Source organism: Paenibacillus sp. MMO-177 (genome assembly GCF_037147795.1).
Classification (GTDB): domain Bacteria; phylum Bacillota; class Bacilli; order Paenibacillales; family Paenibacillaceae; genus Pristimantibacillus.
Genome location: NZ_JBBCUR010000010.1, coordinates 51,907 through 63,955 on the forward strand (window position 1 = coordinate 51,907; position 12,049 = coordinate 63,955).

Genomic DNA, 12,049 nt, shown 5'->3' on the forward strand with positions numbered 1-12,049 from the left:
ATTAGAACGATTTATTTGGCCGCAACCGCTGCCTCATGCTTTCGGACGGCGCTGCGTTTCAGCCCCGTCGCCGCAGCGCTTACCGCTACGGCTACCGCCGTAATCAGGAAGAGAACCGCTACCTCATGGCCTACGCCGGGTCCGCCAAACAGTAAGTTCATGTTTCCTTCAACCGCATACGTTGCGGGAAGAACGGAACCAAGCCCGGTATAGAAATCCGATAACAGCTCGCGCGGCACAATCGTACCCGACGATACCAGCTGCGCTGACAGAAGCATAATGTTAAACAGCATGCCTGCCATCCCGAACAGGTAGAGAAACATTTGCGATACGAACATAAAGGTGAGCAGGAACAGCATTTCAAATAACCATAGATGGAAAAAGCCCTGCTCGATTTGTCCGCCAAGCGATAACAGCAATGTCGAGCCTACTAATGATACAACAGCTGCTGCCGCAATATTAATGATACTTCTTGCCGCAAATCTTCTCCAGCGGCTGACGCTGGCTTGAACGGCCATTGCCGACTGCTCCAGATTCATCCCCATAATCATGGCGCCTACATAAGAAGCAAGCACCATCATCATCGGCACCATCTGATTGTTCATGCCATGTATGGCGTTAGTCGACTGAATATCCGCCGTTACGCGCTCAGCCAAACTTTGCGCAGCCGTTGCAGCCTGCTCCTCCGGCATCTTGGCAGCCTCTCCAAGCGTTGTCTTAACGCCGGCGGCTACTGCCTGCTTGTTGACCTCGGCCGTAACCTGCTCGGCTACCCCGCCCATCATACTTTTAATTAAAGCAGGATTCGACTCATTAATCCAATACTGAATGTTGGCGTGCCCGCCTGGAGACGCCGCCTTCTGCGTAAAATCCTCAGGCATATAAATAATCATCTGAAGCTTCCGGTCATCCAGCTGCTGCTTGGCAGCGTCCAAATCATCCAGCCGGGACATCTGGAACGGCAGCTCCTTCAATAGATTTGCCGCTACCTGCTCTCCCAGCTGCTGATCTTTATTGACAACCGCAATATGCAGCTGATTGGCACGATCGGTTACCCCGTCATAGCCCGTCATCCAAATCAAGGAGAATATGATCTGGAACATCAGTGCCGTAATAATCCCGATCCATGTGGTCGGGCGCTTCATAAATGCCTGCAGAGCCTGTTTCAATCTCTCCACTCCCTCTATCTATTTTTCTCTCGTCTTAAACATATGTTTAAAACAACTGTTTAATACATTATCAAGCATGCCTTCCCTTGTCAATGGCAAACAAATTCATAGTAGTTGTGTAGTAGCCTGGCTTCATGGCCGACTTTTGCTGTAAGCGTCTTACCGTCTTTGATAATCGTCGCCGAGTGCGTTTGTTCCAGCCGACTGTGATTTCACCCATCTACAATTTTCCATCAAGCCTTATGTAACTATCCGCATGAACACCGTATCACTTTGTTATTGATGTGTCATGACAAAGAGGACAGCCCACTGGCTGTTCTCTTTCGCTATCTGCCTTAGAAGCACGTAAACGAGCGAATCTGATTCAAATCGATGCCGAAGTACGCCCAGAAGAAGCCGAACCATCTGAACCCTGCAACAGAATTACGCCCGACGAATACCGGGAAGAACCAGAATTGCTGGCCGCTGTTCAGCCAAATGTATGTGTTGCGAAACAAGCAGCCCCTGATCCCGCCAGGGTCGATGGCAAATGTGGTAAACGGCATTTGTGGTACGAATTGCGGTGGAGGAGCCGTAGGCGCTTGAACTCCTCCCGGTGCACCCCCTGGAAATCCCGGAGTCCCCGGAAATCCACCTGGAAATCCACCAGGAAACCCACCAGGAAACCCCGGTCCTCCCGGTCCTCCCGGCACGCCAGGACCCCCCGGAAATCCCGGAAACCCTCCGCCGGTTCCCGGCGTTGGAAAAAAACCCATATGTGATCGCTCCTTTTAATGAATAGGCATAATCATCATATGCATTCGCGGAGAGGGCGCTTGGGCGAGTTCCAATAAAAACTGCAACGGCTCTTATTTAGTTCAGCGGGACGTTCGCTTTTACTCGCATGAGATTTTAGAGTAATTATGTAGAATGTTCGGTGCAGCGAGGGAATGAGCATATGGTAAAAAACTAACGTTGAAGTTATGATATTAATGAAAGAAATAATGACATCGGACGGGACAATTTATGAATATTCCGGTTTTAGAAAGCAAGCTTTATATCCCCGTGCCCAGAACGAAGGCTGTCTTGCGTCCGCGTCTGATCGAGCGGCTGAACGAGGGACTGGAACGGAAGCTGACCCTTGTTTCCGCCTCCGCCGGCTTCGGCAAGACAACGCTTGTCGGCCAATGGGCCGTAGGTTGCGATCGAGCAGTCGCTTGGCTCTCGCTGGACGAAAGGGACAACGACTCCACGCGCTTCTTCCTTCATCTCATCGCTGCCGTGCAGTCCATTGCGGAGAGCGTCGGAAAAAGCGCGTTTGCCGCTTTCGAGTCGTCTCAGTCCCCGCAGATCGAATCGATTCTCACGGTTCTGCTTAATGAAATCTCCGCTCTCCAGTTCAAAATCGTCCTCGTCCTGGACGATTACCATCTCATAGATTCGGAACAGATCGACGATGCCCTTCTCTTCCTGCTCGAGCACCTCCCTCCGCAAATGCACCTGGTTATCGCCACTCGCGAAAATCCGCAGCTGCCCCTGGGCAGATTGCGCGCCAGAGGACATTTGACCGAGCTGCGCGACACCGATCTTCGATTTACTCCCAAAGAAGCTGCGGCTTTCCTTCATCAAGCGATAGGGCTAGATCTATCGGCCGACGAAATGGCTGCGCTGGAATCACGGACCGAAGGCTGGATTGCGGGACTTCAGCTGGCGGCTCTCTCGATGCAAGGCCGCGAGGACATACCCGTGTTCATTCGGGCATTCTCCGGAGACAATCGGTACATTGTGGACTACTTGGCCGAAGAGGTTCTGCAGCGCCAGCCGGAGCCCATTCGAAGATTTTTGCTGCAGACATCCATTCTCGACCGTTTGCATGGCCCACTGTGCGACGCCGTCACCGGCCAGGCGGAAGGCAACGTACGGTTGTCCGATTTGGAGAAGGGCAATTACTTTATCGTTCCGCTGGACGACACACGCCAGTGGTATCGCTACCATCACCTCTTCGCGGATGTTCTCTACGCCCATTTGAAGGCGGATCAGCCCGATCAAATCGATTCACTGCATCGGCGTGCAAGTATTTGGTACGAGCGGAACGGCTCCGCGGACGATGCGATCCGCCATGCTCTCGCAGCAAAGGATTTCACGCGAGCGGCGGTCCTGATTGAGCTGGCCTGCCCGACGATGGCCAAGCTTCGACAAGAAGCTACGATGCTACGCTGGCTAAAGGCGCTGCCTGACGAGTTGGTTCGCCTTCGGCCCGTGCTCAGCGTTGTTTATGCCGGGGCGCTGCTGACCCTCGGCAAGTCTGAAGGTGTAGAAGAACGGCTTCGGGACGCCGAAAGCGGGCTGGAGTCGACGGCAGACTTGCACGCACGACCGGATATCCACTCTGCTTCGGCTGAGAAGGTTTTCGCAGACGAAGCCGAATATCGCCGTCTCCCTGGAACGATCGCAATGTATCGGTCAGCGCTTGCCCTCATGACAGGCAATATAATCGATGCAATGAAATATGCCCGATTGGTGCTGAGCCTCATGCCGAAAGATGCCTATCTCAAGCGCGGAGCGGCATCCGCTCTCCTTGGACTCACCTCCTGGACAAGCGGGAGCCTCGATGAAGCTTATCGTCTGTTCGCTGATGGCATGGCAGACGTGCAGCAAGGCGGGTACATCTCCGATGCGATTGGGGGCACGAACGCCCTTGCCGATATCCGAATCGTTCAGGGTCGTCTCCGTCAGGCGTTGAGCCTATACGAGCGGGGATTGCAGCTTTCGATCGAGCATGGCAATCCTGTCATGCGGGGAACGGCGGACATGTTAGTGGGGATGGGCGAAATCCACCGCGAGCGCAACGATCTGCAGACCGCCATGCAGCTTCTGCTGAAAAGCGAGGAACAAGGCGGGCATACCGGATTTCCGCAATACCGGTATCGCTGGCACGTCGCGATGGCTCGCGTATGCGAGGCGCAAGGAGACTTGCAAAGCGCGCTCGACCTCCTGGACGATGCGGAGCGCTTTTATGTCGGTGATCTTTTCCCGAATGTACGTCCTGTGGCGGCGATGAAAACAAAGGTGCTGATCGCGCAGGGGAAACTGAGCGAAGCGTTCGAATGGGCACGTGCACATGGCCTGACCGCCCGGGACCAACTGAGTTACCTTCGAGAATTCGAGCATATCACTTTAGCCAGATTGCTTCTGGCCCGGTATCAAAGCGATCGTGAATACAGCTTTTTACATGAGGCCATGGGACTTCTTGAGCGCCTCCGTCAAGCGGCGGAAGAAGGCGAAAGGACGGGAAATGCGATCGAAATCATGATCGTGACGGCTCTTGCGCTTCAAATGAAAGGAGACACGCCTGCTGCGCTTGGGCCGCTGGAACGCGCCTTGACTTTGGCTGAACCGGAGGGCTACTTCCGTATTTTCGTAGACGAAGGCCAACCTATGGAGGTTCTGCTGGGAGCCGCCTCGAAAAAAGGACTGAGCCCCAAGGAATTTGTTCGCAAGCTCCTGGCAGCCTTTGGCCGGACCAAACCGGCTGCAAACCATTCGCTGAGTGAACCGCTAAGCGAACGTGAACGCGACGTACTTCGGTTGCTTAGAACCGAACTAAGCGGACCGGATATTGCCCGCGAGCTGACGGTTTCCTTGAACACCTTGCGAACCCACACCAAGAACATTTACGACAAGCTCGGGGTGAACAACCGCCGTGCAGCCGTCCGACGGTCCGAGGAACTCGATTTGTTATAACGTAAGCGCATCCCCCTGCCCTGGCAAAATAACCGGGGCTTTTTGCGTTTCCCAATAAAAATTCACCACATCAATCACCACATGTGGTGATGCGGTCTCCCTACATGAACACTTATCATTGAATCTAGCAAGAACACGCGTAGACAGGAGTCGAATCCGCAGGAGGGAGATTAGGTGGTGAATAATGAGTGAGACGCAAGGGTCAATGGAAAGCCGACACGACGGATTTTACGAGATTTGCGTGAAGGGGCACTTGGATGCCAGATGGGCTTATTGGTTCGAAGGGATGAGCCTTACGCACGAGAGCGACGGAACAACCGTCCTTTACGGCCCGGTGGCCGACCAGGCCGCCTTGCATGGCATGCTGAGAAAAATACGGGATCTCGGCCTTGCATTAGTATCGGTCATTCAAAAAAAGAAGGAGACGAACCCATGAACAAAGAGAGTAAAATCACAGTAGTTTCGCGTCTTTTCCGCTTCGCCAGCGTAGCCGCTATGTTGTCGGGGATCCTGTTTGTCGTCATTCAAACGATCCATCCGCTGGACATTCTTTCATCCGTCAACACCGATCGGTGGGTCCTCGTTCACTTATTGGGCATAGCCATGTGCTTCCTCGGCCTGCTCGGCCTGACGGGGATCTACGCCAGGCAAGCGGCAGAGACCGGCTGGCTTGGTCTGATCGGCTATTTCACGCTAAGCCTCTTCTATGCCCTTACGATGGCTTTTCAATTCGTCGAAGCCCTTATTTCTCCGACGCTCGTAACCGAGTCTCCAAAGCTTGAGGAGAGCATCTTGGCGATAGCCGGGGGATCTTCCGGCGAGTACCTCGGAGCCCTTGAAACTACTTATATGTTGACGGGCATCCTGTACTTGCTCGGCGGCCTGTTATTTGGCATCGCATCCTTCCGCGCCCGCATCCTGTCGCGCTGGGCGGCCGGTTTGCTTGCCTTAGGAACGCTTCTGCCTCTTCCCTTGTCTTCGCTGGTCCATCATCCGTACGATCGGTTTTTGGCGGTGCCTGTTGGGCTGGCCCAGGCTTGGCTGGGCTATTCTCTCTGGCAATCCATGTCCAAGGAGAGGAAGGAAGGCGTCCCAAATCTTCAAAGCGCCGGCAAAAGAATTCCCGGCTAAGCTCCTCATAAGCCGGCCTGCTTTTTCTGAGCTTCCTCCGGCGATCTTAAAAACTTTTGATGCGAAGTCTAGCTGTTTAGCCCAGATAAAAAAGGGGTGTCCCACCGTCATTTTAATGACTTATGGGATACCCTTTCGTTGTTACATTAAGCTATTGTTCTCCTCAAGGCGAACCCACCATTACGCCCTCTGCGTGAAAATCTGGAAGGTGACGCCGAATTTGTCGGTTACCATCCCGTACGCGGGACTGAAGTGGACCTCCTGCAGGGGGTGATCGACCTGTCCGCCCTCTTTCAGCGCCTCATAATACTTCTGGGCTTGCTCCTTATCGGCGACGGTGATGCAGATGTTTACTTGCTTGCCCTGCGCGAACCGGACCCCGGGGTCCGTATCGGCGACAAACAGAACCGCTCCTCCGATCTTCAGGACGGCATGGGCCACTCGGTCCCTCGCCTGCTCCGACACCTCTTGTCCAGCTTCGCCGAAGGTCTGCTTGAATACCACCTTCGCTTCCAACGCTTGCTCGTAAAAGGCGATTGCCTCACGAGCGTCTCCGTCCAGCATAATATACGGGTTCAGTTGCACTTCCATAGTTAACAGCTCCTTCAACCTTTAGGATTGATCTTTCTCTGATAGTGTAACCACTAATAGTGACAACTTTTGTCATAAACTGTTTTATTATTTAACTATCGTTCCTACGTTAGCTTAAAGTTTCAATCATAATCTTTATAATCGAAGTTACCAGTTTCTAACCGTTTAATAATATCCTCGAGTTCTTCAATTTTACCTTGTTTCATATATAGAGATTCACTAGTTTTAAAAAAATGAACCCGTTTTTTCTTCTTAAGATGTGATAATCTCTTCTGTAAATAAGATAGGAGTTCTTCATTGTTTGCGCTCACTTAAAGTCTCCTCTCAATTATTATGCTGCCTTTATGTCTCAGTTGAAATCGTTCTAGCTATCTAGCTATTGTTCTCCGATAGCTTCATGCAGATTTCAAGCCAAAACTTCATATGTGTTCAGATATTGTTAGTTTGGACTGCTTTCTGCGTTGACGCAACCCCTTAATGTGCACCTTTAAACGTAAAGTCGACCGGCTTCATGTCTTCCGCTTTCCACACCGTGCCTCTTCGCTCATACTCGAATAAATTTTCGATTTCCTTCGCGATTTGCGGACCTAACTCGCGCTCGACCAAGTACAAGGCTATGTCGAGTCCGGAAGTTACGCCGCCTCCGCTCACAAGACGGGGATTATCCTCCACAATTCTTGCATCAACCGGATTGGCGCCGAGTGCCTTTAACGCATTCATGCCCAACTCATTGGTAACCGCATATCTGTCCTTGAGCAGCCCTTTCATGGCAAGCAGCAATGAGCCTCCGCATACGGTAGCCACCGTCGCTTCCTTATTGCTAAACGCCTGATGCATCAATTCGGTTAATCGTGAATTCGCAGCCTTTCCAAGTATCTTCGGAATGGCATCCTCCGAATTTCCCGCCGGTTGTTTTTGTCCTTGACCGCATCCTGATCCTTTTTTGTTTTTGCGCTTGCTCCAGGAGCAACCAGCGCGAGAATGAGTGTCAGCGACAAGAGCAATCCAAGCATCTTTTTCATTGTTAACACCAAATCCTTTCATGTTGATTAGATATGCAAACGGTAAGAAGTCAAAAGCACTCATCGGATTGTTTAAACAAAGCGGGGGCTGCCGACCGTTCTAATGAAAATTTCCGGAATAATCAGCAGCAGCTATACCATGTTACCGGTCTCTTCATGGGATTCTTCTGCCTGTTAATTTGGATGCCGGCAGCATTCCGGCCTTCGCGACCCCGGTCATGCGATCACCGTCGACAGCCACTTCAAATTTCAGATTTAAGCGCATCGGCTTTGTGATTTTCAGCAGCCAGCCTAGCTTGTCGCCCTGTAGAACCGGGTCCACAAAATCAACCGTTTCGTTCCCTTGTACGGCCTTGCCGTGGACGACGCCATGATATGTAACAATGGATAGCCTAACCTGCAGCTTCCCGACCGGCGTAGCAATCGTCGTATCCCAATCTCCATCAAACGCGAATTCTTGCTGAGTCTTGCCAGTCGTGGCGCCATATTCGATCGCCGCTTGCTTCTCCGCTTTCCGCGGCTTGCCGCCCGTCAGTGGTATTGGCGCCATACCCGTCGCCCGCCAGACGGTTCCCCTCCGCTCATATTCGAACAACTGCTCGATTTCGTACGCGATGCGCGGTCCAAACTCGCGCTCAACTAGATAGAGAGCCGCATCGATTCCCGACGTGACGCCGCCGCCGGTAACCAGGTTGCCGTCATCCACGACGCGCGCCGGAACAGGAACCGCCCCGGTTGCACCCAGTAATTCCATGCCCAGATGATTCGTTACTGCCGGTCTGCCTTCAAGCAGCCCCGCCATAGCCAGCAGCAGGGACCCGCCGCATACCGTTGCGACGACGACGTCTTTTTGTTCCAGCGCCTTTCCGAGCATGCCGGGTAACGCCGTATGGACGGTCCGTCCCAGAATAGACGGAACCGAATCGGGGCCGTCTCCTTCGACGGGACCGGATGCTCCGGGTACGAGAATAATGCCCGGGCGCTCCGGATCCAGTCGGCCGCCGGCCTCGATTTGTAAACCGTTCGTGCCGCTTGGCACGGATCTTGGCCCCTCGGCGGTAACGAGCTCTAGGCTTAACGCGTTTTCCGTTATCATCTCAGCAACACAAAATACCTCGTAGGGCGCAAGGGCATCGAGCAGATCAAAGCCGTCAAAAAGCACGATTTGAACCGATAACATTGATTCATCCTCCTTGAATTGTTTCAGCGAAGCATGTGAACTTTATCACTTTGAAAGCGTAACAAAGGAGTATCTCAAAAGAAGCGGCGAAAAAGTCACAAAACTATAAATGATTCATCACAAAACGGAAGGCTGCTCTATTCACGTTCATAAAACAACAAGAAATTACGTACAAACTAAAAAAGAACCTTGATATAACAAGGTTCTTAATCGGGATTTTTTGAAACCGATCATTTTCAGCTATTCCATAATCATGCCAAGGACTTATTCTTTTTCACTTATTCCGTACCCGCCCATAAACGCTTTGAACTCTTCAACGCTTGCGCTTTCTTCAAACCCTAGAATTTGGTAATTCATCAATTGAAGAACGGTTGCGAAGCGGATTCGTTCTAAACAGTCTAAGCAATGGGGACTCCTCCAAACTCATCATCTAACTCGACGATTTCAACCGCACAGGGATCCAAGCTTACATCGGGGCCGACGCTCGACTCTTGTACAGGCTCCTATACGTGCCCCTCAGCTCGACCGCTTGCTGCTTTTGCCCATAAGTTGGATCTCCAGCGGCGCAGCGGTTTCCATCATTTTGTTATTTGGAGAACGATCACTCGCTATCGCAGCCTTTTCGTTTCGCCTGCCGCAATACGGACGACTTCTTCGTCTGCGCTTACCCACACCTCAAGGGCGTTCGGATTATGCACGATGCTTCGATCAACCGAGAAACGGAGAGCTTTGAGCGCATTCTGATAGGATACAATGTCCCTCATCGTCGCTTTCCAGACCGACTCCTCGCTGCCAAGCAGCTCTCCCGTCTTGTCTACCAGCTCCCAGTTGTCATCGTGGTCGAACTCGTAGCTGTGACCCCAAATGAACAATAGCTCCATCCGACTAAAAAATGGCTTGGACGACAGAAGTTGTTCCGCCTTCCCGACCATGTCCTTGTGGTGGCAGGTCGGATGCCATCTCAACGGATCATCCGGCATGTGGAAGCCGCCGTGGCTCTGGACGGTGCGGGCATATTCGATGCCGAGCACCGGCAGCGCGTGCACGACGCGGTCGTTGTAGGTGCCGAACGGATAGCTCATGCCGCGTACAGGGTATCCCGCAATCGCTTCCAAATTACGGCGGTCCGTGATCAGCTCCTCCGCGATCTGTTCATCCGGAGACTGCTCCAGGAACGGGTGAGTGACGGAATGGACCGAAATCTCGTGGCCGCGATATAAGCCCGCCACTTCTTCGGCATTGATATATCCTTCCTGGCCGAATTTGCCGGAATTCAGATGGAACGTTCCTTTGAGCCCGTACCGGTTAAAAGCCTGTACCAGTCTCCTGTCTTGGTCGCGGCCATCGTCAAAACTAAGTACGACCGCCTTGCGTAGCCCTCCCGGAAACCGATCGAATCGAATGCTTACGTTTCCCATTATGACTCCTCCTAATCGATTATTGATCTTTTGCAGCTTTCTTTATAACAAATTGTGAGCCACTGTCCCGAAAAATACCAGAATCGTGCTTCAATGAGCTTAAAATAAGAGTTTCAATCGGCGTCCATATTAAACCCGCATTTCCCTCGTGCTGACTGATTATTCTAATCGCACCTGATATCCTACATTTCTTCTCCTCCAATAGGGATTATAGTCGATGTTATAACACTAAAACCTGTATTTAAAGGACAAAAAGTAGCATGATAGTGACCTCCATCTATTCAACGACTCGGGGAACACGATTGAGCATTGCTTTAAATAAAAATCGCCCCCTGCACGAAAGAAAGGACAGAGAGCGCATTTAGACCCGCTTGCCAAATCAAACTAGTAAATGATCCGATGAGATTAGCTTGCATGATATCCCATAAAAATACCAGGATCGAGTTAGAGGAGGTTCCCTCAATCTTATCGATCATCCGCTTCTAGATTCAACTCAAACTCCTTGTCGCGGTCGCAGATCAGCACTCCGTCCACAACCTCCAGCTTGGCAACCTGAATGGAGGAACGGCGCAATTCATAACTGTTCGGATCTTCATTGTGCCCATGAATACGGCCAGGATGAGTAAAATAAAAAATATATCCTTCATCTCCTTGCACAACTACATCCGCATGAAGGCCGATCGTTCCGTCATCCTCGCGTCTGCCGGACTGATCGAGAATGAGGCCGTTGCGTTCCCACTTCTCAAGATCATTTGAGCGATACACGCCTTGACCGCGCCACTCATCTACGATCATCCAATAATAGCCGCCCAAGCGGAAAACATTCGGCCCTTCGTGGCCTCTTTCTGCTATCACCGGACCAATCGGCTGCCAATGATACAGATCCTTGCTCTCGGCAGCATAGGTATGATTCCATTGCTTAAACCACATTCGAAACATGCCGTTAGGCAGCTGGTACACACAGGCATCGATCACGTTCTCCTCACTAATGCCAAGCGTGGACTGGAATTTCCAACGAATAAGGTCGGAACTTGTATAATGCCGAATTCGAGCCTTGCCCGTCCAATCTTCCGGTACGCCGTGAACGTATGTGACATACATATGGTACAGCCCGTCATGCCAAATGATTTCAGGCGCCCAGAACGTATTTCTACCCCAGTCTGTTTCGAGTCCTTCCAGGATTCCGCGGTATAACCAGGTTGATCCGCCATCCGATGAAGAAGCAACACCGAGATCGGTGCCATGCACCCATCCGAATTTCGGGCCTTCCTGCGTTGCCCGGCGGTTCGTATAGATCATCCACCATTCCTTAGTCTGTCGATTCCAGATGACTGTAGGATCTGCCGCACCGTCATAGATGGGGTCTCTAAACAATGGCGATTTCATTCCTTCTCCACTCCCTCGATAATGTATGTTCGAAAGCCATCACGAAAAATGCGTGACACCTGAAAGCAATTTGAAAAGAGCTATCGTCTCAGCCGGTAGCTGCCTTGTGGGTTCGTCTCAAATGTCAGAATTCCTTGCTCATCCGTCTTTATCGCGAATATGATGTCTTCTGATTCCACTCGAAGTGGAACAGAAGAGTATACCCGGCAGATTCCTCCAGAATGAGAGAGAATTTCAGCAGTGAATTTTCTCCTTCTTGCCCATTATCCGTGTTACGGGGACCGCCAGACCAGAGGGTATCCTCATTTAATTGGATACGTTCCATTTCCGGCCCGCCGAACATCAGGGCACCTAAGCGACCATTGCCAGTTGGCAAGGCATCGGTCCACTTAGCGGATGCACGATTATATTGTAATTTCATTGCAAGAA

12 protein-coding genes are annotated in these 12,049 nt (G+C 51.7%); 3 read left to right on the top strand and 9 right to left on the bottom strand.

The window, feature by feature from the left end; genetic code table 11:
• Positions 1-11: 11 nt before the first annotated feature.
• The gene (locus WFK81_RS24715; RefSeq protein WP_442956096.1) at positions 12-1,178 is read right to left on the bottom strand and encodes a YhgE/Pip domain-containing protein; all 1,167 of its coding nucleotides are present in this window, start codon (positions 1,176-1,178) and stop codon (positions 12-14) included.
• A 326-nt stretch (positions 1,179-1,504) separates the two neighbouring features.
• On the bottom strand, positions 1,505-1,924 hold the full coding sequence (locus tag WFK81_RS24720) for a collagen-like protein (protein WP_336789321.1): 420 nt from the start codon (positions 1,922-1,924) through the stop codon (positions 1,505-1,507).
• Between the two features lie 289 nt (positions 1,925-2,213).
• Between WFK81_RS24720 and WFK81_RS24725 the strand changes: the two genes are divergently transcribed.
• From WFK81_RS24725 to WFK81_RS24735, 3 genes are all read left to right on the top strand, one after another.
• The gene (locus WFK81_RS24725; RefSeq protein ID WP_336789323.1) at positions 2,214-4,892 is read left to right on the top strand and encodes a LuxR C-terminal-related transcriptional regulator; all 2,679 of its coding nucleotides are present in this window, start codon (positions 2,214-2,216) and stop codon (positions 4,890-4,892) included.
• A gap of 184 nt (positions 4,893-5,076) precedes the next feature.
• Positions 5,077-5,328 carry a hypothetical protein gene (locus tag WFK81_RS24730; RefSeq protein ID WP_336789325.1) on the top strand — a complete coding sequence of 84 codons (252 nt, stop codon included), beginning with the start codon at positions 5,077-5,079 and terminating at the stop codon, positions 5,326-5,328.
• Complete coding sequence (locus WFK81_RS24735; RefSeq protein WP_336789327.1) at positions 5,325-6,023, top strand: hypothetical protein; 699 nt, start codon at positions 5,325-5,327, stop codon at positions 6,021-6,023. The genes WFK81_RS24730 and WFK81_RS24735 overlap by 4 nt, the downstream gene beginning before the upstream one ends.
• Positions 6,024-6,203: 180 nt before the next feature.
• Here the strand turns inward: WFK81_RS24735 and WFK81_RS24740 are convergent, their stop codons facing one another.
• The 7 genes from WFK81_RS24740 to WFK81_RS31020 form a co-directional block, all read right to left on the bottom strand.
• Positions 6,204-6,614, bottom strand: a complete 411-nt coding sequence (locus tag WFK81_RS24740; protein WP_336789328.1) for a VOC family protein — start codon at positions 6,612-6,614, stop codon at positions 6,204-6,206.
• 474 nt (positions 6,615-7,088) lie between these two features.
• A complete protein-coding gene (locus WFK81_RS24745) occupies positions 7,089-7,451 on the bottom strand; it encodes a DJ-1/PfpI family protein (RefSeq protein ID WP_336789329.1) in 363 nt (120 codons plus the stop codon).
• Between the two features lie 8 nt (positions 7,452-7,459).
• A complete protein-coding gene (locus WFK81_RS24750; RefSeq protein ID WP_336789331.1) occupies positions 7,460-7,636 on the bottom strand; it encodes a hypothetical protein in 177 nt (58 codons plus the stop codon).
• A gap of 154 nt (positions 7,637-7,790) precedes the next feature.
• Positions 7,791-8,816, bottom strand: coding sequence for a DJ-1/PfpI family protein (locus WFK81_RS24755; RefSeq protein WP_336789332.1), 1,026 nt, complete (start codon positions 8,814-8,816; stop codon positions 7,791-7,793).
• Positions 8,817-9,424: 608 nt separating this feature from the next.
• The gene (locus WFK81_RS24760; protein ID WP_336789333.1) at positions 9,425-10,234 is read right to left on the bottom strand and encodes a polysaccharide deacetylase family protein; all 810 of its coding nucleotides are present in this window, start codon (positions 10,232-10,234) and stop codon (positions 9,425-9,427) included.
• A gap of 465 nt (positions 10,235-10,699) precedes the next feature.
• On the bottom strand, positions 10,700-11,620 hold the full coding sequence (locus WFK81_RS24765; protein ID WP_336789335.1) for a glycosyl hydrolase: 921 nt from the start codon (positions 11,618-11,620) through the stop codon (positions 10,700-10,702).
• Between the two features lie 148 nt (positions 11,621-11,768).
• Positions 11,769-12,041, bottom strand: coding sequence for a glycoside hydrolase N-terminal domain-containing protein (locus WFK81_RS31020; RefSeq protein ID WP_442956097.1), 273 nt, complete (start codon positions 12,039-12,041; stop codon positions 11,769-11,771).
• Between the last annotated feature and the right edge of the window lie 8 nt (positions 12,042-12,049).

Excerpts from the sequence above, each read along its gene's own strand:
- WFK81_RS24745 (WP_336789329.1), bottom strand. The coding sequence starts at position 7,451 with ATGCATCAGGCGTTTAGCAATAAGGAAGCGACGGTGGCTACCGTATGC.
- WFK81_RS31020 (WP_442956097.1), bottom strand. The coding sequence starts at position 12,041 with ATGAAATTACAATATAATCGTGCATCCGCTAAGTGGACCGATGCCTTG.
- WFK81_RS24730 (WP_336789325.1), top strand. The coding sequence starts at position 5,077 with ATGAGTGAGACGCAAGGGTCAATGGAAAGCCGACACGACGGATTTTAC.
- WFK81_RS24740 (WP_336789328.1), bottom strand. The coding sequence starts at position 6,614 with ATGGAAGTGCAACTGAACCCGTATATTATGCTGGACGGAGACGCTCGT.
- WFK81_RS24760 (WP_336789333.1), bottom strand. The coding sequence starts at position 10,234 with ATGGGAAACGTAAGCATTCGATTCGATCGGTTTCCGGGAGGGCTACGC.
- WFK81_RS24735 (WP_336789327.1), top strand. The coding sequence starts at position 5,325 with ATGAACAAAGAGAGTAAAATCACAGTAGTTTCGCGTCTTTTCCGCTTC.
- WFK81_RS24765 (WP_336789335.1), bottom strand. The coding sequence starts at position 11,620 with ATGAAATCGCCATTGTTTAGAGACCCCATCTATGACGGTGCGGCAGAT.
- WFK81_RS24750 (WP_336789331.1), bottom strand. The coding sequence starts at position 7,636 with ATGAAAAAGATGCTTGGATTGCTCTTGTCGCTGACACTCATTCTCGCG.
- WFK81_RS24755 (WP_336789332.1), bottom strand. The coding sequence starts at position 8,816 with ATGTTATCGGTTCAAATCGTGCTTTTTGACGGCTTTGATCTGCTCGAT.
- WFK81_RS24720 (WP_336789321.1), bottom strand. The coding sequence starts at position 1,924 with ATGGGTTTTTTTCCAACGCCGGGAACCGGCGGAGGGTTTCCGGGATTT.